Here is a 24110-nt window from a genome sequence, read left to right as displayed (position 1 = left end):
CTCTCAACGCATCCGTAAGGGGAAAGTCAGGGAAATCCACAGCCCGCCCAACGGCGACGGGCGGGCCTCGATCGTGCCGCCATGCGCCTCGACGATGCTGCGGCACAGTGCCAGGCCGAGGCCGGCGCCGCCGCTGGCGCGGTTGCGCGAGCCCTCCACCCGGTACAGCCGCTCGAACAGCCGTGGCAAGGCCTCGGCCGGCACCGCCGGTTCCGAATCCTGGAAATCGATGCGCAGGCACTCGCCGTCGCGGCTGACGCCCACCCGCAGCCGCCCGCCGGGATCGGTATAGCGCACGACGTTTTCCAGCAGGTTGTTGAATAGCTGCAGCAGGCGCTGCGGGTCGGCCTCGATGGTCCAGCCGCCCCCCGGCGGGAGGCGTGTTTCGAGGCGGATGGAGCGGCCCTGCAGGCGCTCGCCGAAGGCGTTCAGCGCCTGCTGCAGGACGTCCGCCGGATCGAACACCTCCATGTGGTAGCTCAGCGCCCCGACATCGGCCAGCGACAGCTCGTACAGGTCGTCCACCAGCTTGCTCAAGGTGGAGACCTCGGCCTGCAGCGACTTGAGCGCCTCCGGCGTCGGCGTGCGCACGCCGTCCTCCATCGCCTCCAGCTCCCCGCGCAGCACCGCCAGCGGGGTACGCAGCTCGTGCGAGATGTCCGCCATGAAGTGGCGGCGCATCTGCTCGTTGTTTTCCAGCACCCGCGCCAGGCGGTTGAAGTCGCCCGCCAGTTGGCCCAGCTCGTCGCGCGAACTGGCCACGACCCGCGTGCTGTAGTCGCCGGTCGCCAACTGGTGCAACGCCGCCGCCAGACGCTTCACCGGCACCAGCATGACGCGCGCCAGCAGCATCGCTACCACGGCGGCCAGCACCACCCCCAGCAGCGCGAACAGCCAGCCGGCCTTGAGCTGCCCTTCCTGGAAGCGCAGGTCGGCGGCATTGGTCAGGCGGCTGACCGGCACGCTCACCAGCCAGCCGATGGTGCGGCCGTCCAGCAGCAGGGCGGTGCGGGTGGCATCGGTGGGCCAGCTGGGTGCCCCGATCACCACGCGCCCGCCGCTATCCAGCAGCGTCAGCGGCGGCAGGGGCAGGCGAAAACCGGGGTGCGGCAGCGGTTCGTGCCGGCCGCGTGGCCCCTCGGGATGAACCTCGGTGCGCACCAGCCGGCGCCACAGCCGCTCGTTGCCGACCAGAAAGGCCCAGCTGCCTTCTTCACGGTAGGCGTCAACCAGACTGGTCTTCAGCGTTTCCAGGCGCTGGGCGTCGCGCTGGCTAACGTAATCGAGAAACCCCTGCTTGAAGCTCAGGCGGCTGGCGGCACCGATGGCGATCGCGACCACCACGCAACAAAACAGGATGGCAAAAAACAGTTTGGAGGTGATGCCGAGCTTCATGAGTCGTGTGGGCGGGGCGAGACGCCCCAGGGTCGGGATGGAAGCATTGTGGAAACAGCCGGCCGGCGCGGCAAGAGCCGCGCGCCCCGCAGCGGCAAGTTTCACACTTTTTTCACCGTTGACCGGCTCCGGCGAGGAACGCCTCCAGCTGTGCGACCGTCGGCATGCCGGCCCGCGCCCCCGGCTGCGTCACCGCCAGCGCCCCTGCCGCAACGGCGCGCTCCAGCGCGGCCGTCATGCCCAAGGGTAGAAACACCGCCAGCGCGGCGTTGAAGGTATCGCCGGCCCCGGTGCTGTCGATCACCGTCACGGCGCGCCCGGGCTGGTGGTGAAGCACACCCGCCGCATCGATATAATCGGCCCCCTCCCCGCTTCGCGTCAGCACCACCTTGCCTGCCAGCCACGCTGGCAGGCGCTCGAGCCCGGCGGCCTCCGCACCGAGCAGCTGCGCCAGTTCGTGCTGATTGGGCGTAAGGTAGGCCACCTTCGCCAGCAGTTCGGCCGGCAGGACCTGCGCCGGCGCCGGGTTGAGGATCAGCGGCACGCCATGCCGCTCGGCAAGCCAGGCAGCTTCTTCCACGGCGTCCAGAGGAATTTCCAGTTGCGTCAGCAGTACGTCGGCCGAAGCGATCTCGGCTTCGGCCTGGCGCACATCGTCCGGACTCAGCTCATGATTGGCACCGGGCACGACGACGATGGCGTTCTCCCCGCCGCTGACGGTGATGGTGGCGACGCCGCTGGCGACACCGGGAGTCACCGCCACGTGACGCGTGTCCACCCCCTCCTGCTGCAGCCCGGCCACCAATTCGCGGCCGAAGCCGTCGTCGCCGACACGCCCGATGAAGCTCACCTCGGCGCCGAGGCGGCGCGCCGCGACCGCCTGGTTGGCCCCCTTGCCGCCATGGCAGGTGAAGAAACGCTCGCCGAGGAGCGTTTCGCCCGGCGCCGGAAAACGAGGACACAGCACGACCAGGTCCATATTGATGCTGCCGATCACCACGATCTTTGGCATGGTTCTCCCCAAGGTGCCCCCGGCCACACCGCCGGGGGCTCACGTTTGACGATAGCGCAGAGGAGAAGGCGTCGGGACCAAGCCTGTGCCCGGCTCACCATGAGCGGGCCACGGTACGACGGTCGCCGCCGCCATGAGCGGCGGGGAATGGACTCAGTGCAGGCTTTCACGAGACAGGAAGCGCAGGTAGCCCACCCCTTCCAGCCAGAAACCGCCGTCGGCCAGCGGGGTCGCCTCTTCCAACTCGGCCACGGTCAGGATCAGCTCCTGGCCGTCCAGCTTCGCCGCCAGTGCGATATCCTCGTCGTCGGCGAACTCTTCCGAGGCGTATTGATAGTCGGGCTTGATGAACTGGTTGTTCACCTGGATGTACTCTGATTCATTCAGCAAGCGCAGGATGTTCATGACGACCTCCTCGTGATGCGAAGAATGTAGAACCAAGCTCGACAGTTACATTTGAATGAGGCGACTCGCGCCGGGCCGCACTGTCGACGGCCGGGCATCACCTGTCACCGGCATGAGGATGGGCTCTTTGCGCGACGCCGGCAGCCCCGCAGCAGCAGATACGCCCTACAGCCAGCCACGCTCGGCAAACGACTCGGCATGGCTTCCCGTGATCACGAAATGGTCCAGCAAGCGGACATCCACCAGTTGCAGCGTGGCCTTGAGGGTATCGGTCAGCGCCCGGTCGGCCGACGACGGCTCGGCGACACCGGATGGGTGGTTGTGCGCCACGATGACGCCGGCCGCGTTGTGCGCCAGCGCCCGCCGCACCACCTCGCGCGGATAGACCCGGGTCTCGCTCAAGGTGCCGCTAAATACTTCTTCGACCGCCAGAACGCGGTTTTGTGCCGTCAGGAAGATCACCACGAACACTTCGACGTCGCGCAGGCCGATGCTCAGCCGCAGAAAGTCGCGCACCGCCTGCGGGCTCGACAGCGCATCGGCCAGCTTCATCTCTTCGGCCAGCGCCCGTCGCACCAGTTCCTTGGTGGCCATCAGCTGGGTGTACTTGGCCACGCCGAGGCCGGGCTGGCGCTCGAACTCGGCCAGGTTGGCCGACAAGAGCCGCGACAGGGAACCGAATTCGGTCATCAACCGGCGTGCCATGTCGACGGCCGACAGCCCCTTGATACCGGTGCGCAGAAAAATGGCCAGCAATTCGGCGTCGGAAAGACGCCCGGCCCCCTGTGCCAGCAGCTTTTCCCGGGGCCGCTCCGCGGCAGGCCAGTCGCAGATCGACATGATCGGCTCCTCATTGTGCTATAGCTTGTTTTCGCCATTAAACCCAACTCCATGCCAAAATCATAGCCGGCGCGGCGGCGACAGCGGAGCCGCCACCGAGGCCGGCAATTTCCGGTACACTTTTACCTTTTCAGCTTGCACAAAGGCTTTCCATGTCTGCCAAACGGATACTGCTGGGCGTCACCGGCGGCATCGCCGCCTACAAGGCGGCCGAGCTGACCCGTCTCGTGGTCAAGGCCGGACACCGCGTCGACGTGGTGATGACCGACGCCGCCACCCGCTTTGTCACGCCGACCACCTTCCAGGCTCTGTCCGGCCATGCGGTCTATACCAGCCAGTGGGACCCGCGTCCGGACAACGCCATGGCGCACATCGAGCTGTCGCGCCGCGCCGACGTGTTCCTGATCGCCCCGGCCAGCGCCGATTGCCTGTTCAAGCTGGCGCACGGCGCCTGCGACGACCTGATTTCGACGCTGGCCGCGGCGCGCACCTGCCCGCTGATCGTCGCCCCGGCGATGAACAAGCAGATGTGGGACAACCCGCCCAACCAGCGCAATGTCGCCCAGCTCGTCGCCGACGGCGTGACAGTGTTCGGCCCGGCCGCCGGCGAACAGGCCTGCGGCGAAGTCGGCCTCGGCCGCATGCTGGAACCGGAAGAGATCGCCGAGCGCCTGGCAGGCTTCTTCGTTGAGAAACGCCTCGCCGGCAAGCAGGTGCTGCTCACCGCCGGCCCGACCTTCGAGCCAATCGACGCGGTGCGCGGCATCACCAATGTCAGCTCCGGCAAGATGGGCTATGCGCTGGCTCGCGCCTGCCGCGATGCCGGTGCCGAGGTGACGCTGGTCTCCGGCCCGACCGGCCTGCCCTGCCCGGTCGGCGTACGCCGCCTCGACGTGGTCAGCGCCGCCGAGATGCACCAGGCGGTGTTGCAGGAAGTCGGCCACAGCGACGTCTTCATCGCCGTGGCGGCGGTGGCCGACTACCGCGTCAAGAACCGGTCGGAGCACAAGCTGAAGAAGGGCGATGCCGTACCGGTCATCGAACTGGAAGAAAACCCGGATATCCTCGCCACCGTAGCCGGCCTGCCGGCGGCGCCGTTCTGCGTCGGCTTCGCCGCGGAAAGCCAGAACCTGCTCGAATTCGCGGAAACCAAGCGCCGGCGCAAGAAGGTGCCGCTGCTGGTCGCCAACCTGGCACAACTGGCCATGGGCGCCGACCACAACGAAGTGGTGCTGCTCGACGACGCCGGTGCCCACCCGCTGCCGGCTCTTCCCAAGGAGCAGGTGGCCCACGCCATCGTCGCGCATCTGGCGACACTGCTACCCCAGCGCTAAACCGCCAGATCCACTCAGAGGTTGGCCGAAGCCCGGTTTCGGCCAACCTTTCACGATTATTCAAGGACTCCGCATGAAACCCGTCATCGACGTCAAGATTCTCGACCCGCGCCTGCACGACAACCTGCCTAATTACGCCACCGCCGGCTCGGCCGGGCTCGACCTGCGCGCCGCCATCGACAGCCCGATGGAAATCAAACCGGGCGAAACCCAGCTCATCCCCACCGGCATGGCCATCCACCTTGCCGACCCCGGCCTCGCCGCGATGATCCTGCCGCGCTCCGGCCTGGGTCACAAGCACGGCATCGTGTTGGGCAACCTGGTCGGCCTGATCGACTCCGACTACCAGGGCCAGCTGTTCGTCTCGGTTTGGAACCGCGGGCACAGCAACTTTGCACTCGAACCGCTGGAGCGCATCGCCCAGATGGTGATCGTGCCGGTGGTGCAGGTCGGCTTCAACATCGTCGACGACTTCGACGCCTCGCACCGCGGCGAGAACGGCTTCGGCAGCAGCGGCCGGCACTGAAGGCATGTAAATAAATCGGCTACTACGCCCCCCAAGCCGGCCCTGTGATGCGCGCCATATAATATGTAGGGCTGCGCTTCTCGAGCCAGCCTGGGGAGGCTAGCGACGATTTCTGTCACAAGCTCCAGGTCCTGCCTGGACGCAAAAAAGCCCGGCATAACCGGGCTTTTTTACATCCAGCGGCAAACGCCTCAGGCCTTGGCAGTGCGGATACGCTCCGAGCGGCCACGCAGCCACTCCAGCGTCAGCAGCAAGGTGGTGGAGAACAGGATCAGCACCGCCGCCGCCGCCGCGATCGCCGGGCTGATGTTCTCCTTGATGCCGCTGAACATCTGGCGCGGCAGCGTCACCTGCTCCGGACCGGCCAGGAACAGCGTCACCACCACCTCGTCGAACGAAGTGGTGAAGGCGAACAGCGCCCCCGACACCACGCCCGGCGCGATCAGCGGCAGCACCACCTTGCGGAAGGTGAGCAGCGGATTCGCTCCCAGGCTGGCGCTGGCCTTGATCAGGCTGGTATTGAAACCGCTCAGCGTCGCCGACACGGTAATCACCACGAACGGCACCCCCAGCGCGGCATGCACCAAGATCAGGCCGAGGTAATTGTTGGTCAGGCCCAGCGGCGAGAAGAACAGGTAGGCACCGACGCCGACAATCACCACCGGCACCACCATCGGCGAGATCAGCACCGTCATCAGCAGCGACTTGCCGGGGAAGTTCGAGCTGGTCAGGCCGACCGCCGCCAGCGTCCCCAGCACCGTCGCCAGCAGCGTGGCGGCCGGCGCCACGATGAAGCTGTTCTTCAGCGAGTGCATCCATTCGCCGTTGCCGAAGAACTCCCCGTACCAGCGCCACGAGAACGACTTGATCGGGTAGACCAGGAAGCTGTCGGCCGAGAACGACAGCGGAATGATCGCCAATAGCGGCGACATCAGGAACACCAGCACCAGCACGCACACGAGGCGGAACGTCCAGTACCAGAGCTTCTCGACGGGAGAGGCGTAGTTAGGCAGCATGATTTACCCCAGGCTCAGACGGTCGGTCCCCACTAGCTTGCTGTACACCGCGTACAGCGCCAGGGTGGCGATCAAGAGCAGGCTGCCCAATGCGGCGGCCATGCCCCAGTTGATGGTGACGTTGGTGTAGAAGGCGACGTAATAGCTCACCATCTGGTCTTCCGGGCTGCCCAGCAAGGCCGGCGTGATGTAGTAGCCCAGGCACATGATGAACACCAGCAAGGCCCCGGCCGCCACCCCCGGCAGCGTCTGCGGGAAGTAGATCTTCCAGAACGCCGCGAACGGATGGTCGCCCAGCGAAATCGCTGCCTTGACGTACGAAGGCGGAATGCTCTTCATCACGCTGTAACTGGGCAGGATCACGAACGGCAGCAGGATGTGCACCATCGCGATGTAGACGCCGGTACGGTTAAACGCCAGCTGCAGCGGGTGGTCGATGATGCCCAGCGCCATTAGGCCGCTGTTAATCAGCCCTTCGGACTGCAACAGCACGATCCACGCCGCCACCCGCACCAGCACCGAGGTCCAGAACGGCAGCAGCACCAGGATCATCAACAGGTTGCTCTGACGCTTGGGCAGGTTGGCCAGCCAGTACGCCACCGGGTAGCCCAGCAGCATGCAGAACACCGTCACCCACAGGCTCATCCACATGGTGCGGCCGAAGATGCTGAGGTAGGCACGCTCGTTGACCGGCGTCAGCTCCGGCACCCCGCTCTTGTTCTCGCGCAGGTCGAGCGAGCGATACAGGTAATACGGGCTCCACGATTTGGCGTTGCGGGCAATGGCGTGCCAGTGGTCGGGATCGCCCCAGCGTTCATCGATCTGGATAAAGTGGTCACGCACCGACTCGCCCGGCGCCACGTGCAGCGGCATCTTGCGCGCGGTACGCATCAACAGCGAGCGGTAGCCGCTGATTTCCATATTGAGGCGCTTGCTGGCGTCGGCCAGCGTACCGTCTGTCTTGGCGCGGGCCAGATCCTCGGCTAGCGCGGAGTACACCGCGTCCGACGGCAGGCCGCGCTGATCCCAGGAACGGATCAGTTGGCTGGTATGGGGAAGCGCAGTCACGACTTCCGGGTTATCGACGCTGCGGAACAGCAGCGACGTGATCGGGACCAGAAAGGTCAGCAGCAGGAACAACCCCAGCGGGGCGACCAGGGCGATCGCCTTGAATTGTTTCAGGCGTTGCTCGCGCGCCAGTTTCTTCTTGAGCGGCTCGCCATCGGCGGCCGTCAACGGCGCATTCATGATAAGACTTTCCGACATGTCATCAACCTGAGAGAGGGGCCCCGCCACCCTGTCGCGGCGGGAACCGCAGTTACATACCGGCCCGGCTCACGCCAGGCCGGCCTCAAGGTCAGCGTGCAGCCCAGGCGTTGAAACGCTCTTCCAGGTCTTCGCCATGCTCAACCCAGAACGGTACGTCCAGCGCCAGCGCCCCTTTGAGGTTGGCCGGAGCGGTCGGCAGGTTGGCCACCAGCTTGGCGTCCATCTGCTTGACCGTCTTCAGGTTGGTCGGACCGTAGGCGATGTGCGCCGAGTAGTTCTTCTGGTTTTCCGGCTTGCTGGCGAAGTTGATGAACTTCATCGCCTCCTTCACCTTGGCGCCCTTCGGAATCGCCCAGGAATCGACGTCGTAGATGCTGCCGTTCCACACCACTTTTAGGTTCTTGCCTTCCTTCTGCGCGGCATCGATGCGGCCGTTATAGGCCGAGCTCATCACCACGTCGCCGGAGGCCAGGAATTGCGGCGGCTGGGCGCCGGCTTCCCACCACTGGATGTTCGGCTTCAGCTGGTCGAGCTTCTTGAAGGCGCGGTCCACGCCGGCCTTGGTGCCCAGCACCTTGTAGACATCGGAGGCCGGCACGCCGTCGGCCAGCAGGGCGAATTCCAGCGTGTACTTGGCGCCCTTGCGCAGGCCGCGCTTGCCCGGGAATTTCTTCACATCCCAGAAATCCTTCCAGGAGGTCGGCGCCCCCTTCAGCTTGTCGGCGTTGTAGGCCAGGGCGGTCGACCACACGAAGATGCCCACGCCACACTCGGAAACCGCCGGCTTGACGAAGTCCGCCTTGTTGCCCACCTGGGCCCAGTTGATCTTCTCGAAGATGCCCTCTTCGCAGCCGCGCAGCAGCTCCGGCGATTCCACCTCAAGCACGTCCCAGGTCGGACGGCCCACTTCCACCATGGCCTTCACCTTGGCCATTTCACCGTTGTAGTCCCCCGCGGTGATCTTGGTTCCGGTCGCCTTCTCGTACGGCTGGTAGTAAGCGGCTGCCTGAGCATCCTTGTTCGCCCCGCCGAAAGAAATGACGGTCAGGCTTTCGGCAGCCAGAGCCGACAGCGAAACCCCGCCCAGCACAGCGGTAACGATGATTTTCTTGGTAACGTTTTTCATCCAGCTTCTCCTCTGAAACCCAGTTCAGTTTAGTGATAGGCAAAACCCGTGTTCCCGGGCTCATTGCGACGTACCTGTGGCGTCGATCTGTCTTGTGTGTGTGAAAAACTACGGATTGAGGGGGTCCAGTGCCCGGATGTCTTCCGGATTCCAGCCCAGGGCGATGGAGTCGCCGACTGACCAGGAGCCGTCGAGCTCGCTCACCGGCACCTTGACGATGAAGGATGGGTTGCCCGCCACGTCCATGCGCAAGCGCACGTGATCGCCGAAATAGATGAACTCCTGCAGCTTGCCCTGGAAGCGGTTGGCGCACTGCTCCGAGGCGCCGTTCAGACGCACGCGCTCGGGACGGATCGACATGGTGGTGCGCGCCCCGGCCCGGTCGGCGCATACCGCCTTGGCCGTCAGACCGATGCCGTCGCCCAGCTTCACCTGACAGAGGCCGTCCTGCAGGCTCTGCACCTCGCCCTCCAGCGTATTGTTCTCGCCGATGAAACTGGCGACGAAGGAGTTCACCGGGGCTTCGTACAGGTTATAGGCACTGTCTATCTGCTGGATGATGCCGTCCTTGAACACGGCGACGCGGTCGCTCATGGTCAGGGCCTCGCCCTGATCGTGGGTGACGTACACCACGGTCACGCCCAGCGAGTCATGGATGTGCTTGATCTCCATCTGCATGTGCTCGCGCAGCTGCTTATCGAGCGCACCCAAGGGCTCGTCCATCAGCACCAGCTGCGGGTTGAACACCAGCGCGCGCGCCAAGGCCACGCGCTGCTGCTGGCCGCCGGAGAGCTGTGCCGGATAGCGATGCGCCAGCTTTTCCAGCTTGACCATCGACAGCGCGTGCATCACCTTGGCATCGATATCGGACTTGGAGAAATTGCGGATCTTCAACGGATAGGCGAGGTTTTCGCCGACCGTCATGTGGGGGAACAGGGCATAGTTCTGGAACACCATGCCGATATTGCGTTTGTGCGGCGGAACGTGGTTGAGCAAGGCGCCATTGAGGCGGATCTCGCCATGCGTCGGGGTCTCGAACCCGGCCAGCATCATCAGGCAAGTGGTCTTACCGGAACCGGAAGGCCCAAGCAGGGTCAGGAATTCTCCTTTGCGGATATCCAGATCCAGATGCTTGACGATCAGGCTCTCGCCATCGTAGCTCTTCTGAACACCGCGAAAGCTGACCAGCACCTCATTGTCGGGAACGACTTCAGGCACCATGGTTTCTCCTCTGAAACTAAATGTCCGACCAGCGGAACGTGATTCCATTTCTCATACAGGCAGCCCATGTTATAGGCCATTCGGCTTCTGTTTTCTCCCCGCCTGCCATGCAGACCGGTCTTGAGCTTGTGCTTGAAACCTGTAGCGCAACGATAGCCCACAACGGCTCGGCCAATCAACAATGTTTAATTTCAAGTAAAACCACAAGAGTGAAAGCGTTAAATAAATACAACAATCGTTGAACAAACCCAATTATTTTATAGTTTTAGTTGCAAATAATAAGTTTATATCGATCAATAACTTTAATAACGTGCGAAACGTCTATTTTTTTAAGCACACTGGACGGTGAGGATATTAAACGGCAGCCATAAAAAAACCGGCCTTGCGGCCGGTCTGAAGGGAGAATGGAAACGGGTCAAGCCAACAGGTGGTTGTTCAGCTCGCGCATGCCGGCCGACAACATCGCCAGGTCCAGCGCCTGGAATGCCTGCAATTCGGCAAACATCTGGTGGCAGGTCTCGACATCGTGGTGACGCTTTTCCAGCCAGGCGCTGGCCAGGTCTTCCGACTCCTTGCACTCCTGGATCGCCAGCTTGGCCACCTTGCGGTGCAGGCGATACAGGTCATCGCGCAACGCCGAACGCGCCAGCGACTGCCAACGATTGTCGCGCGGCAGACGGGTGATCGCCTCGCGCATCCAGTCCAGCTGCAGCACCTTGCCCAGGCGGTAGTAATTGCTGGCCAGAACGCCTTGGGTCAGCTCCTCACCCTCGCCGATTTCGATGATGTCCATCAGCGGCACGGCAAACTCCAGACGCGCCAGCACGCGCGCCAGGCTGGCCGGCAGGTTCGGGATATCCAGACGAGCTTCCATCGCCGCCACGGTCGGGTAGTCAGTGGCGCTGATCAGCTCCGGCAGCGCCGCAAGCAGAGCCTGCACCTTGGCGCCGTACTGATCAATCACGGCGTTGACCGAGCTGAACGGACGCTTGTTGCGCAGCACCCAGCGCGTCACGCGCTCGATCAGGGTACGCACGATCACCATCAGTTCCATCTGCTGGTCGGCCGGAATCTGGTTGTCCAGCGCCTCGATCTGGCCCCACAGCTGTTCGGCGTTGAACACGCGGCTGGCGATCCACCAGGCACGGGCGATGTCGGCCGCGGAGAACGGCGACTCTTCCTGCAGGCGGAACACGAAGGTCGTGCCCATGCGGTTGATGATCTGGTTCGCCAGCTGGTTGGAGATGATCTCGCGCTTCAGATGGTGTTTCTCCATCTGGCCGCGGAAACCTTCCTGCAGCGGTTTCGGGAAGTAGTTCACCAGCACCGGCAGGAAATCGACGTCGTCCGGCACGTCGGTCGCCAGGATCGCCTGATCCAGCGAAATCTTGCTGTAGGCCAGCAGCACCGCCACTTCCGGCGCGGTCAGACCCTGACGCGCCAGACGGCGGTCGTTGATCTGGGCTTCGGACGGCAGGTATTCGATCTCGCGATTCAGTTCGCCGGTCTTCTCCATGTGGACGATCATGCGGGCATGAGTCGACAGGATCGAGGCCGCTTCCTGCTGCTTGATCGCCAGCACCTGGGTCTGCAGGTAGTTGTTGCGCAGCACCAGATGCCCCACTTCCTCGGTCATTTCGGCCAGCAGCTCATTGCGCTGCTTGAGCGTCATGTCCCCGGCCTGCATCACCGCACCCAGCAGGATCTTGATGTTGACCTCGTGGTCGGAGCAGTCCACACCCGCCGAGTTGTCGATGGCGTCGGTGCAGATGCGGCCGCCGGAGAGAGCGAACTCGACGCGGCCCAGCTGGGTGCACGTCAGGTTGCCGCCTTCGGCCACCACTTTCACGCGCAGCTCACGGCCGTCGACGCGCACCGGATCGCAGGCGCGGTCACGCGCATCGGCGTGGCTCTGCGTCGACGCCTTGACGTAGGTACCGATACCGCCGTTGTACAGCATGTCGGCGCGGGCCTTGAGGATCTCGTGGATCAGCTCGTTCGGCGCCATGCTGTCCTTGTCGGTTTCCAGCCAGGCTTTGACTTCCGGCGACAGCGGGATGGACTTGGCCGAACGCTCGAAGATGCCGCCGCCCTGCGAGATCAACTCGCGGTTGTAGTCGGCCCAGCTCGAACGCGGCAGGTTGAACAGGCGCGCACGTTCCGCGAAGCTGACCGCCGCATTCGGGGTCGGGTCGAGGAAGATGTGCATGTGGTTGAACGCAGCGATCAGCTGGATGTGCTCGGACAGCAGCATGCCGTTGCCGAACACGTCGCCGGCCATGTCGCCGATACCGATCACGGTGAAATCCTGCTCCTGGGTGTTGACGCCCAGATGGCGGAAGTGGCGCTTCACCGATTCCCAGGCGCCGCGTGCGGTAATGCCCATGCCCTTGTGGTCATAGCCGGCCGAGCCGCCCGAGGCGAAGGCATCGCCAAGCCAGAAGCCATACTGTTCCGAAATGCCGTTGGCGATGTCGGAGAAGGTCGCGGTGCCCTTGTCGGCGGCCACCACCAGATACGGATCGTCCGGATCCAGACGGCGCACCTCCTTCGGCGGCACGATCTGGCCGGTGACCAGATTGTCGGTGACGTCGAGCAGCGCCGAGATGAAGGTCTTGTAGCAGGCGATGCCTTCGGCCATGAAGGCTTCGCGGTCGCTCGCCGGCGGCAGCTGCTTGCAGACGAAACCTCCCTTGGAGCCCATCGGCACGATCACCGAGTTCTTCACCATCTGCGCCTTGACCAGGCCCAGCACTTCGGTGCGGAAGTCTTCCATGCGGTCGGACCAGCGCAGACCGCCGCGCGCTACCTTCGAGCCGCGCAGATGCACGCCTTCGACACGCGGGCTGTACACCCAGATCTCGAACATCGGGCGCGGCTGCGGCAGGAACGGGATGGCGTTCGACTCCAGCTTGAACGAGATATAGGACTTGAACTGGCCGTCCTCGGCCTTCTGCCAGAAGTTGGTGCGGCGTACCGCCAGGATCACCGACAGGAAGCCGTTGAGGATGCGGTCCTCGTCGAGGTTGGCCACCTTGTCGAGCAGGTTCTTGAGCTCGGCCTGCAGTGTTTCAGCCTGGGCGTCGTCGGCGTTGACCGGGTCCAGACGGGCCTGGAACAGGCTCACCAGGTTACGGGTGATGGCCGGGTAGTTGGCCACGCACTGCTCGATATAGGCCTGGCTGAAGGTCAGGCCGCCCTGACGCAGGTACTTGGCCAGGGCGCGCACCAGCGAGATTTCGCGCCAGTCGAGGCCGGCCACCAGCGCCAGGCGGTTGAAGCCGTCGTTTTCGCAACGCTTGGCGAAGACTTGCGACAGCAGTTCTTGGAAGTCGTGCTGCACGTCATCCGTCGCCATCTGCTCATAGGCGCTGCCAACGTCGAGGCCGAAATCGCTGATCCACACCTCGGCACCGTCGGACCTCTGCACGCGGTAGGGGTGCTCGTCGCGGACGCGCACGCCCATGTTCTCGAGGATCGGCAGGCTGGCGGACAGGCCGAGCGGCTCGCCGGCGCTGAACAGTTTCAGGTTGAAGGCATTGGTGCCGCGATGCAGCGGTCGATACAGCTTCATGCCGAGACGCTTTTCGCCACCCAGCGATTGCATCAGCTGGATGTCGAGCACGGCGTTGCGGGCGGCGAACTCTTCACGGTAAGCCACCGGGAAGGCGCCCTTGTAGCGGTGGAACAGGCTATTGCCCTGCTCTTCACCGTGCGCTTCGACCAGCAACTGGTGCAGTTCTTCTTGCCAGCCGCGCACCACGCGGGCAATTTCCGCCTCGATGTCCGACTCGTGGAATGCCGGCAGGCCGGCGGCATGGGTGCGGATGGTGTAATGCACCAGCGCCAGCGTGCCGTCGCCGATCTGCACGCTGAACTCGGCCGCGGTGCCGTTGAAGGCGTTCAGCAGCACCTTCTCGATTTTCAGGCGCACTTCGGTATTGAAGCTGTCGCGCGGCACGTACACCAGGCAGCTGACGTAGCGATGGTAGCGGTCGGTGCGCACGAACAGGCGCACGCGCGGGCGCTCCTGCAGGTTGACGATGCCTTCGATGATCGGGGCCAGCGTCTCGGCGGGAATTTCGAACAGCTCGTCGCGCGGGTAGTTTTCCAGCACGAAGCCCAGGGTCTTGGCCTTGTAGCTGTTGTCGACGTAGTCGCAGTAGTTGACCACGTACTCGGCCTTGCGGCGCACGATCGGGATGTTCTTCAGCGAGACCTGGTAGGCGTGGGCGGTGTACAGGCCGAGGAAACGGCGCTCACCGATCACTTCGCCCTTGCTGTTGAAGCGCTTGATGCCGACGAAGTCGATGTAGGCCGGGCGGTGGATGATCGAACGGGTCTGCGACTTGTTCAGAATGATCAGTTGCGGCAGGTGGGCCAGCTCACGCAGTTCCTGCGGCAGCTGTTCGAAACTGGCGGAGTACTCCTTGTCGCCCTGCTCCTTCAGGATGCCAAGACCGCTTTCCTTGATGATCTTCAGGCTGTCCTTGCCATCGCGCTTGACGAGGTCGTAATCGCAGTAGCCCATCAGCAGGAAATGGTTGTTACCCATCCAATGCAGGAAGTCGATGGCCTCGCGGGCTTCGTCGCCACGAGCGCCCTTCACCTTGGCCAGATCGTCAGCGATCTCAGAGAGCGCCGCGCGCATCTTGGGCTCGTCGTTGACCACCAGGCGGATATCGGAAATGACGCGGTTCAGATCGCTTTCGAGTCGCTTGAGCGTGGCAGCGTCGGAGACGCGGTCGATCTCGACGTGAATCCACGATTCCAGCGGCAGGTCGCGGCCCTGGGTGCGCTTGAGTTCCACCAGCTGCCCCTTGGCATCGCGTGCCACCGCCACCACCGGGTGGATCAGGAGGTGCAGGTTGAGGTTGTAGCGCGACAGCAGCATCGCCAGCGAGTCGATCAGGAACGGCATGTCGTCGCCGACCACTTCGATCACGGTATGCGTGCTCTGCCAGCCGTCACGCTCGAAATCCGGGTTGTAGATGCGCGCCTTGTGGGCGCCGGGTTTGCGCTGCTGCGCGAAATCGTAATGGGCGATCGCCGCGCCGAACAAATCCAGCGACGAATACCGGCGCAGGTCGTCGTACTCTGCTTCTTCGAAATAGACCGGAAAGAAAGGGGCCAGTTTTTGTTGCTCATCACTGGACAGCTTGCTGTCAGCCTCCGCCTGAATGTCGTCAATCAGGCTGGCGTGTTCTGTCATGTTGCTGAGGGACATTGGTTTTCTCTGTGTTGTTTGCGCAGGGGTAAGGGCTCTGCTGAGCAGGGATTGTAGAGAGGTCGATCAGCACAAGATTTCTATAAAGCGACACGCTCTTACATCTTCCTTGGTTGCACAGCAGCATTCGTGTATGGGCGGGGGTGAGAGATTGCTTTTTCCACCACTCATAGGCTTATAGCAATGCGACAGCCAATTATAAAAAGACTTTTGTGGAATTTTCTTGCGGGTGCGGTTTTGAAAATACATAACTAGCTGTTTTTGTTGATATTTTTCAGCAATCCAAAAACCCGGTAGAATGCGCGGCTTCATTTTCTCCACCCCGCCCCGCCAAGGCGAGTGGATTGTTCGACCACAAATGTTCGTGCCACCATGGGCTCATACAAGGGCCGGGGCATCACCGGCCGACGAGAAAACCGGCGGGTAGCCGGCCATACCCCGGCCTGGTTCACCACTTCGGCACGACATTATGCGGGACCGTGTCAGAAAACCGTTCTGGCACCCGGTTCACGTTCTGAGAAATAGAGAGGCATTCGATGAAAAAGGTTTTGATGGCTGTGGCGCTGGCCGCCCCGCTGTTCGCGTCCGCTGCCCAGGCAGAGACCATCCGTTTTGGCGTTGACCTGAACTACCCCCCATTCTCCAAGCAGGGCGCGGACGGCAAACCGCAAGGCTTCGATATCGACATGGCCCATGCGCTGTGCTCGGCGCTGAAGGCTACCTGCGAGATCGTGCCGCAGGACTGGGACGGCCTGATTCCGGCGCTGAACACCAACAAGTTCGACGCCATCCTGTCTTCGATGCAGATCACCGACGAGCGCAAGAAGGCCGTCGACTTCACCAACAAGTACTACAACATCCCGAGCCGCATCATCGCCAAGGTTGGCACCAAGGTCGACCAGAACAGCTTCAAGGGCAAGAAGATCGGTGCACTGCGCGCCTCGACCCAGGAGAAGTTCGCCAAGGATTACTGGGGCAAGACGGGCGCCAAGATCGTCGCCTACACCAAATCCCCGGAGTCGTTCCTCGACCTGACCAGCGGCCGACTTGACGCCGTGTTCGTCGACGGCGCAGTGGGCGATCAGGAGTTCCTGAAAACCCCGCGCGGCAAGGGCTTCGCCTTTGTCGGCCCGGAATATGCCGATGCCAAGTATTTCGGCCTGGGCGCCGGCATCGCCGTGAAGAAAGGTAACAACGCGCTGCGTGAACGTCTGAACGCGGCCATCGAGCAGATCCGCAAGGATGGTTCCTACAAGAAGGTGCAGGACAAGTACTTCGCCTTCGACGTGTACGGCCACTGAGCTTCGGCCAACCCCGGACGGCCCGTGCCGAGGCATGGGCCCGATTCGAGCCACCTACCCTTTCCGCTGGAGACTCCATGAAACAGCCCTTGCTGACGCTGGGCGCGCTGCTGTGCGCGCTGACCGCCGCTAGCCACGCCGAAACACTGCGTTTCGCCACCGATGCCAGCTACCCGCCGTTCTCCCAACAAGGTCCGGACGGCAAGATGGCCGGCTTCGATCCGGACATCGCCCGCGCCCTGTGCGCGGCGATGAAAGTGACCTGTGACGTCGAGCCGCAGGACTTCGACGGCATCATCCCGGCGCTCAACGCCAAGAAATTCGACGTCATCATCGCCTCGATGAACATCACCGATGAGCGCAAGAAGGCGGTCAACTTCTCCGATAAGTACTACAACATGCCGAGCCGCCTGGTAGCCAAGGCAGGCACCGCGGTCAACGATGCCTGGTTCAAGGGCAAGAAAATCGGCGTGCTGCGCTCCTCGATCCAGGAAAAATACGCCCGCGACCACTGGGTCAAGCTGGGCGCCAAGCTGGTGCCGTACGGCAAGGCCCCGGAATCCTTCCTCGACCTGAAGGCCGGCCGCGTCGACGCCAGCTTCGTCGATGCCGCCGTGGGCGACACCGACTTCCTGAAAACCGCGAACGGCAAGGGCTTCGCCTTCGCCGGCCCGGCCTACAACGAAGCCAAATACTTCGGCGAGGGTGCCGGCATCGCCGTGCGCAAGACCGACGCCGCCCTGCTCGAGCGCATCAACAAGGCGTTGAAGCAGATCCGCGCCGACGGCAGCTACGACAAGATCCAGAAGAAGTACTTCTCCTTCGACATCTACGGCAACTGATAGGAATGGCCGCGCCGGCACGCCATGCCGGCACGGCCATTCCAGGAGAACAGCATGTTTTTGCAGGGTTATCTTCCCAGCATTCTGGAAGGCGCGGCACTGACGCTGGAAGTCGCGGCGGCTTCGCTGGTGGTGTCGGTGGTCCTCGGACTGATCGGCGCCATGTTCAAGATGGCGCATTCCCGCGCCCTGGTCTGGTCGGCCGAACTCTATTCCACCGTGGTGCGCGGCGTGCCCGACCTGGTCTGGATGTTCCTGTTGTTTTTCGGCGGCCAGATGCTGATCAACGATGTCGCCGAACGCTTCGGCCTGGGTGCACCGGAAATCAACCCGATGATCGCCGGCGTGCTCACCATCGGCTTCATCTTCGGCGCCTACATGACCGAAACCTTCCGCGGCGCCATCATGTCGGTGCCCAAGGGGCAGATGGAAGCCGGCGCAGCCTATGGCATGTCGCCGCTGCGGGTGTTCTTCCGCATCACCGCGCCGCAGATGGTGCGCTTCGCCCTGCCGAGCTTCTCCAACAACTGGCTGGTACTGGTCAAATCCACCGCGCTGGTCTCGGTGATCGGCCTCAACGACATGATGTACAAGGCGGACACCGCCAAATCCATCACCCAGGAACCCTTTACCGTCTACATGGTGGTAGCGGCGATCTACCTGCTGATCACCACGGTGTCGATTGTGGCCCTGAACGCGATGAACAAACGCTATTCGACGGGTGTACGGGAGAGTGAGCTGTGATTGACGCCAACCTGATGATCGAGAATTTTCCGTCCTTTCTGGGTGGCGGCAGCGGAGAAGCCGTGCTGTCCACCAGCGACGGCCTGATCCTGACGCTGGAGCTGCTGTTCTACTCGCTGCTGGGCGGCCTGGCCCTGTCGATTCCGCTGGGATTGATGCGTGTCTCCAGGAACCGACTGGTGTCCGGCGCGGTCTGGCTGTACACCTACGTGTTCCGCGGCACGCCGATGCTGGTGCAGCTGTTCATCATCTACTACGGGTTGTCGCAGTTCGAGGCGGTGCGCGAGAGCTGGGCCTGGACCTACCTGCAGGAAGCCTATTTCTGCGCGCTGCTGGCCTTCACGCTGAACACCGCGGCCTACACCACCGAGATCATCGCCGGCCAGATCCGCAATACCCACTGGGGAGAGATCGAAGCGGCCAAGGCCATGGGCATGAGCAAGTGGCTGATGATGCGCCGCATCGTCATCCCGGCCGCACTGCGCCGCGCGCTGCCGGCCTACAGCAACGAAGTGGTGATGATGCTGCAAGGCACCTCGATCGCCGGCCTGGTCACGCTGGCCGACGTCACTGGCGTCGCCCGCCGCATCTACAGCGACACCTACATGCCGTTCGAACCGTTCCTGATGGCGGGCCTGATCTACCTGGCCTTCACCTTCCTGTTCGTCTGGCTGTTCAAGTTGGCCGAAAAACGCTGGCTGGCCTACCTGGCACCGCGCAAGCACTGAGCCGGACAGCCAGCGACAAGCAGGATGAATCCGATTATCGCGTGAGGCGAGACGTTACCCGCCCACGTAGTGCCACCGGCCATGACCCCACCGTGGCCGGTGCGCAACCCACGACGCATTCAAGACAGGGATTTGCTGAGCGATGAAACCGATCGAACACCCCAACGCCACCTCCACCGGCCTCGACAGCCAAGTCAAGCTGCACGTTGCCGACATCCACAAAAGCTACGGCAGCCACGAAGTGCTCAAGGGCGTGTCGCTGACCGCCCACGCCGGCGACGTCATCAGCATCATCGGCTCGTCGGGCTCGGGCAAGAGCACCTTCCTGCGCTGCATCAACCTGCTGGAACAACCCAACAGCGGCAAGATCTTCGCTGCCGGCGAAGAACTGCAGCTGGTTCCGGACAGCCGCCACGGCGCCCTCAAGGCGGGCGACGCCAAGCAGCTGGCGCGACTGCGCACCAAGCTCGCCATGGTGTTCCAGCATTTCAACCTGTGGGCGCACATGACGGTGCTGGAGAACATCATCGAGGCTCCGGTGCACGTGCTCGGCGTGCCCAAGGACGAAGCCATCGCCCGCGCCCGCAAGTACCTGGAAAAAGTTGGCCTGAAGAACGTCGAAGACAAGTACCCGTCGCACATGTCCGGCGGTCAGCAGCAGCGCGTCGCCATCGCCCGCGCCCTGGCGATGGAACCGGAAGTCATGCTGTTCGACGAGCCGACCTCGGCGCTCGACCCGGAACTGGTCGGCGAAGTGCTGCGCGTGATGCAGGACCTGGCGCGCGAAGGCCGCACCATGGTGGTCGTGACGCACGAGATGGGCTTCGCCCGCGAGGTCTCCAACCACGTCATCTTCCTGCACCAGGGCCGCATCGAGGAGCAGGGTAATCCGAAGGAAGTGCTGGTCAAGCCGAAGAGCGAGCGGCTGGCACAATTCCTCTCGGGCAGCCTGAAATAATCATACAATTACGGCATTAATCATTCGTCTGCCAAGTCCCCGACTTGGCAGAGTCTTTTCCTCGCAAGTTCGCTTTCCGGTCAACTATGGCTATGCAGACGCAAGTCGCCAAACCGCTTCGCTACGGCATCCTGCTGTTGCCCCACGCCGCCATGGCCGATCTGGCCCTGATCACCGAAGTGCTGTCCCGCGCCAACCAGTTGGCCGAAAAAAAGCTCTACGAATTCCTGCTGCTCTCCCCCAGCGGCGACGCCATGCCCCTGACCAACGGCATCAAGGCCCCGGTCGACCTGCCGCTCAGCTACGCGCCCAAACTGGACGGGCTGTTCGTCATTGCCGATGAAATCGCCGGGGACGTCGACGTCGACGAACTGAGCAAGACGATCCATGCCCAGGCCACGGAAAAGCTGCAACTCATCGGGATCGGCTGCGGCAGTTACTGGCTGGCCCGCGCCGGCCTGTTAAACGGCTACCGCAGCACCATCCACTGGCAAGAGATCAACCGCTTCACCGAGGAGTTTCCGGAAGTCATCGTCTCGTCCAATCTGTACGAGATCGACCGCAACCGCATGAGCTGTGCAGGAGGAGCCTCGACGCTGGACTTCATGATGGTGCTGGTGGGGCAGCAGCAAGGGCACGACTTCGCCGCCCAGCTCTCCGAGCTGTTCAGCATGGAGCGCATCCGTCCCGGTAACGAACGGCAGCGCATTCCCCTCGCCACCCGTATCGGCGCCAGCCAGCCCAAGCTGACCGAAGCCGTCAGCCTGATGGAGGCGAATATCGAAGAACCGCTGACGACCGACGACATCGCCTATTATGTCGGCATCTCGCGGCGGCAACTGGAACGCCTGTTCAAGCAGCACCTCTCCGCGGTGCCGTCGAAATACTACCTTGAGCTGCGTCTGAAGCGCGCGCGGCAATTACTGCAGCAAACCTCCAAATCCATCGTTCAGATCGGGCTGGCGTGCGGCTTCTCCAGCGGCCCCCACTTCTCCAGCAGCTATCGCAATCACTTCGGCATCACCCCGCGCGAAGAACGCTCCTCGCGCAACACCGGCAAGAACGCTAGCGAGTAGCCGCCACCGACGACACCGCCGCCTCTGACAACGATAGCGGCGGGGCAAAGGGCAGCCGCAGCCGGAAACACGCCCCGCTGCCGGGAATGTTTTCCGCCTCGATTGAACCACCGTACTGCTCGACGATGGTCTGGCAAATCGACAGCCCCAGTCCCATCCCTCCTTCGCGGGTCGAGTAGAAGGGATGGAACAGCACCGCCTGCACGTCGGGCGAAATACCCCGCCCGCTGTCGCGCACCTCCAGAATGGCATTGGACAGCGCCACGTGGCTATGGATCACCAGTTGCCGCGCCCCTTCCCGCTCCCCCTTCATCGCCTCGATGGCGTTGGAAAGCAGGTTCATCAACACCTGCTCGATCTGGATGCTGTCGGCCATCACCGTCACCGGGTTGGCCGACAGCATCTGCACCACCTGCACACCATTGCTGCGCAGGTCATGCTCGGCGAGGAACAGGCTGTTTCCCACCAGCAGATTCAGATCGACCTGGCGTACATCCATGCTGCGCTTGCTGACGAAGGCGCGCAGCCGCTTGATGATTTCGCCGGAGCGTTCGGCCTGGCGGATGGCGGCCTTCAAGGCATCGGTCACCTGCGCCGGAGCCTCCTCGACATCCTCCAGCATCGCCAGCGATGCCGCACAGTAGTTGCTGATGGCCGCCAGCGGCTGGTTCAGTTCATGAGCGATCCCCGAGGCCATCTCCCCCATCGTGTGCAAGCGCGCAACGTGCGACAGCTTCTCAAGATGGTCCCGCACCCGACTCTCGCTCGCCTCCAGCACCGCCTGCGCCCGGCGCCGGATCGGCCCCATGTCGCGGATCGCACAAACGGCACCGTTCATTTCCCCGGTGCGGGAAAACAGCGGGGCCACCGCCCCTTCGACCAGGCGGGTCTCACCGTAAAATGTCGACAACAACAATTCGTCGGGAAACTCCACCACCTGCTGGTAGAGAAAACTTTGGCCAATCGGGTCGACCTGGGAAACGTCGGCCAGCCCCTGCTGCAGCCGCAATACTTCCCGGTAATCCCGACCCAGCAGCTGCTCCGGCAGCAAGCCCAGCAGTTCCTGCGCCATCGGATTGACCCACTCCACCTTGCGATCGTGACTCAGCGTGATCACACCATCACGGATGGCATTCAATGCTACCTCCACCCGCTCACGCTGGCTGAACAGCGCCTCATCGGCAGCCGAACGGGCGCGGTGCAAGTGCAGACGCTGTTGATACACCTGCCACAGCGCCAACAACAACAGGGTCACCAGCAACTCCTGGAAGACCAGTACACTAAGTCGCAACTCGGCCCAGGTCACGTTGCGCGACAGACTCAAGACGAACGGCTGCGCATCGCTGGGCAAGTCCATTTTGGATTCGAAACGCTGGAACAACGGCCATTGCGACACTTTGCTCGGCCGGAGTGAACGCTCATAGAGCAAGAGCGACCCATGCACTCCCGGCAACTCACGCTGGTACAACGCAATATTCAGCGACTGCGACTCCAGGCGCAGCGGAGCCAGCAATTGCTCGAAGTGGACCTGCACCGCCACGACCCCCTCAACCAGGGGAGAATCGGGACGCAACGGAATCACCCCTGGCCCACCATTGCGGTAGACACCCTTCATCAGCAGATATGCCCGCTCGTCCCCAGCCAGTTCGAACGGCATCGAGACCACAATTTCGCCTGTCGCGATGGCCTGCCTCAGTTCGCGAGCCAGCCGAGGCTCATGCAGGATGTCGTAGCCGTAGAGCCGTCGCGACGCCTGAGTAACCGGCTCCACCATCGTGGCCGGGTAGTAGACATCGCGAAGAGGTGCCGCCCTCCACGAACGACGCCGATTAAGGTCGAAATCGGTAATAGAAGCAGGCTCGCCAATCTCGCGTGACATTTGGTCGAGATACCGATCACGCTCCGTCGGCACGACTTTTTGATAGAAAAGAATGGTATAGAGCTTGGGGTAATTCGCCAGTATTTCTCGGGAAAAAGCGCTCAAGGCGGCGATATCGGATGTGTCACGCGACGCCACCATGGCATGAGCTGCCTGGAGCACGGCCTCGTTCTGATCCAGCTTACGCGCAATCTGCACGTAAGCCGCACGACCATCCTTCTCAAACCCCTCCTCCAGGCGGCTTCTCTCCATCTGAAGCCAGAGCAAGGCCGTCAAGAAACAAAGGACGAGCCAAGCCAGAAGTGGCAAGGCCGATTTTCTGAGCTTGCCGGAGAGACCAAGAGACGATTTCAAGCGCGACCATTCCATTCAGTCTGACGAATTCAGCAAGCCTGCGGCATACGGGTTCTCCCCAGGACACAGGTCGATCGAATTGTCGGGAAGATTAAGAATGTACAACTAAAAGCGGCATCTGTGCCATCCCCAGCCACAAACACCCGTAATGCATCAGCCAGAGGAGCCATTGCGGCATGGCGGCATGGCGGCGCCATAAAAACAGAAAGCCCAGCTCGGATGAGCTGGGCTTTTATAAGGGGAGTCTGGCGGTGTCCTACTTTCACACGGCAATGCCGCACTATCATCGGCGCTAAGGCGTTTCACGGTCCTGTTCGGGATGGGAAGGGGTGGGACCACCTCGCTAAGGCCGCCAGACATAAACTGTCAACAAACTAGAAGAAGCCTGGAAGCCAGCTGGCTTCCATTTCGAATTGGGTAATCGATCGTACGTCGCACTCTCTATTCACCGCGTGGCCCAAGCCACTCAAATGATAGGATCAAGCCTCACGAGCAATTAGTATCGGTTAGCTTCACGCCTCACAGCGCTTCCACACCCGACCTATCAACGTCCTGGTCTCGAACGACTCTTCAGGAGGGTCAAGCCCTCAGGGAAGTCTCATCTTCAGGCGAGTTTCCCGCTTAGATGCTTTCAGCGGTTATCTCTTCCGAACTTAGCTACCCGGCAATGCCACTGGCGTGACAACCGGTACACCAGAGGTTCGTCCACTCCGGTCCTCTCGTACTAGGAGCAGCCCCCGTCAAACTTCCAACGCCCACTGCAGATAGGGACCAAACTGTCTCACGACGTTTTGAACCCAGCTCACGTACCACTTTAAATGGCGAACAGCCATACCCTTGGGACCGGCTACAGCCCC

The 24110-nt window shown here is 62.6% G+C and carries 19 protein-coding genes and 2 rRNA genes; 8 read left to right on the top strand and 13 right to left on the bottom strand.

The window, feature by feature from the left end:
* Positions 1-3: 3 nt before the first annotated feature.
* From baeS to radC, 4 genes are all read right to left on the bottom strand, one after another.
* Positions 4-1395, bottom strand: coding sequence for a sensor histidine kinase efflux regulator BaeS (baeS, locus tag FURADRAFT_RS18710; protein ID WP_008955745.1), 1392 nt, complete (start codon positions 1393-1395; stop codon positions 4-6).
* Positions 1396-1507: 112 nt separating this feature from the next.
* Positions 1508-2407, bottom strand: coding sequence for a ribokinase (locus FURADRAFT_RS18705; protein ID WP_008955744.1), 900 nt, complete (start codon positions 2405-2407; stop codon positions 1508-1510).
* A 153-nt stretch (positions 2408-2560) separates the two neighbouring features.
* Positions 2561-2812: a hypothetical protein gene (locus FURADRAFT_RS18700; protein WP_008955743.1), complete on the bottom strand. Its 252-nt coding sequence runs from the start codon at positions 2810-2812 to the stop codon at positions 2561-2563.
* Positions 2813-2977: 165 nt separating this feature from the next.
* A complete protein-coding gene (gene radC / locus FURADRAFT_RS18695; protein WP_008955742.1) occupies positions 2978-3652 on the bottom strand; it encodes a RadC family protein in 675 nt (224 codons plus the stop codon).
* Between the two features lie 152 nt (positions 3653-3804).
* On the opposite strand from radC, the gene coaBC reads away from it, so the two are divergent.
* The gene (gene coaBC / locus FURADRAFT_RS18690; RefSeq protein WP_008955741.1) at positions 3805-4986 is read left to right on the top strand and encodes a bifunctional phosphopantothenoylcysteine decarboxylase/phosphopantothenate--cysteine ligase CoaBC; all 1182 of its coding nucleotides are present in this window, start codon (positions 3805-3807) and stop codon (positions 4984-4986) included.
* Positions 4987-5059: 73 nt separating this feature from the next.
* Positions 5060-5512 (top strand): dUTP diphosphatase, encoded by a 453-nt coding sequence (gene dut, locus FURADRAFT_RS18685; RefSeq protein WP_008955740.1) that lies wholly within the window; start codon positions 5060-5062, stop codon positions 5510-5512.
* 191 nt (positions 5513-5703) lie between these two features.
* On the opposite strand, the gene FURADRAFT_RS18680 is transcribed toward dut, so the two are convergent.
* From FURADRAFT_RS18680 to FURADRAFT_RS20660, 6 genes are all read right to left on the bottom strand, one after another.
* Positions 5704-6528: an ABC transporter permease gene (locus tag FURADRAFT_RS18680; protein ID WP_008955739.1), complete on the bottom strand. Its 825-nt coding sequence runs from the start codon at positions 6526-6528 to the stop codon at positions 5704-5706.
* 3 nt (positions 6529-6531) lie between these two features.
* Positions 6532-7794 (bottom strand): ABC transporter permease, encoded by a 1263-nt coding sequence (locus FURADRAFT_RS18675; protein WP_008955738.1) that lies wholly within the window; start codon positions 7792-7794, stop codon positions 6532-6534.
* A 91-nt stretch (positions 7795-7885) separates the two neighbouring features.
* The gene (locus FURADRAFT_RS18670) at positions 7886-8923 is read right to left on the bottom strand and encodes an ABC transporter substrate-binding protein (protein WP_008955737.1); all 1038 of its coding nucleotides are present in this window, start codon (positions 8921-8923) and stop codon (positions 7886-7888) included.
* A 108-nt stretch (positions 8924-9031) separates the two neighbouring features.
* Positions 9032-10144: an ABC transporter ATP-binding protein gene (locus FURADRAFT_RS18665; RefSeq protein ID WP_008955736.1), complete on the bottom strand. Its 1113-nt coding sequence runs from the start codon at positions 10142-10144 to the stop codon at positions 9032-9034.
* Positions 10145-10559: 415 nt separating this feature from the next.
* Positions 10560-15371, bottom strand: a complete 4812-nt coding sequence (locus FURADRAFT_RS18660) for an NAD-glutamate dehydrogenase (protein WP_008955735.1) — start codon at positions 15369-15371, stop codon at positions 10560-10562.
* Between the two features lie 66 nt (positions 15372-15437).
* Positions 15438-15683 carry a hypothetical protein gene (locus tag FURADRAFT_RS20660; RefSeq protein ID WP_150105106.1) on the bottom strand — a complete coding sequence of 82 codons (246 nt, stop codon included), beginning with the start codon at positions 15681-15683 and terminating at the stop codon, positions 15438-15440.
* 224 nt (positions 15684-15907) lie between these two features.
* Between FURADRAFT_RS20660 and FURADRAFT_RS18655 the strand changes: the two genes are divergently transcribed.
* From FURADRAFT_RS18655 to FURADRAFT_RS18630, 6 genes are all read left to right on the top strand, one after another.
* On the top strand, positions 15908-16672 hold the full coding sequence (locus tag FURADRAFT_RS18655; protein ID WP_008955734.1) for an ABC transporter substrate-binding protein: 765 nt from the start codon (positions 15908-15910) through the stop codon (positions 16670-16672).
* A gap of 77 nt (positions 16673-16749) precedes the next feature.
* Complete coding sequence (locus tag FURADRAFT_RS18650; protein WP_008955733.1) at positions 16750-17514, top strand: ABC transporter substrate-binding protein; 765 nt, start codon at positions 16750-16752, stop codon at positions 17512-17514.
* Positions 17515-17568: 54 nt separating this feature from the next.
* Positions 17569-18258 carry an ABC transporter permease gene (locus FURADRAFT_RS18645; RefSeq protein ID WP_008955732.1) on the top strand — a complete coding sequence of 230 codons (690 nt, stop codon included), beginning with the start codon at positions 17569-17571 and terminating at the stop codon, positions 18256-18258.
* Positions 18255-18986, top strand: a complete 732-nt coding sequence (locus tag FURADRAFT_RS18640) for an ABC transporter permease (protein ID WP_008955731.1) — start codon at positions 18255-18257, stop codon at positions 18984-18986. The genes FURADRAFT_RS18645 and FURADRAFT_RS18640 overlap by 4 nt, the downstream gene beginning before the upstream one ends.
* A 142-nt stretch (positions 18987-19128) precedes the next feature.
* Positions 19129-19944, top strand: a complete 816-nt coding sequence (locus tag FURADRAFT_RS18635; protein ID WP_008955730.1) for an ABC transporter ATP-binding protein — start codon at positions 19129-19131, stop codon at positions 19942-19944.
* A 92-nt stretch (positions 19945-20036) separates the two neighbouring features.
* Positions 20037-21020, top strand: coding sequence for a GlxA family transcriptional regulator (locus FURADRAFT_RS18630; protein ID WP_008955729.1), 984 nt, complete (start codon positions 20037-20039; stop codon positions 21018-21020).
* Here FURADRAFT_RS18630 and FURADRAFT_RS18625 read toward each other — a convergent pair.
* The 3 genes from FURADRAFT_RS18625 to FURADRAFT_RS18615 all read right to left on the bottom strand — a co-directional run.
* Positions 21010-23253, bottom strand: coding sequence for an ATP-binding protein (locus tag FURADRAFT_RS18625; protein WP_236261631.1), 2244 nt, complete (start codon positions 23251-23253; stop codon positions 21010-21012). The genes FURADRAFT_RS18630 and FURADRAFT_RS18625 overlap by 11 nt on opposite strands.
* Positions 23254-23496: 243 nt before the next feature.
* A 5S ribosomal RNA gene (gene rrf, locus FURADRAFT_RS18620) occupies positions 23497-23610 on the bottom strand.
* Positions 23611-23728: 118 nt separating this feature from the next.
* Positions 23729-24110 (bottom strand): 23S ribosomal RNA (locus FURADRAFT_RS18615); the annotation flags it as partial.

This window comes from Pseudogulbenkiania ferrooxidans 2002 (assembly GCF_000174355.1).
Classification (GTDB): Bacteria; Pseudomonadota; Gammaproteobacteria; order Burkholderiales; family Chromobacteriaceae; genus Pseudogulbenkiania; species Pseudogulbenkiania ferrooxidans.
Note: the sequence above shows the minus strand (reverse complement) of the source record. Positions and strands in the feature narration are given on the sequence as shown.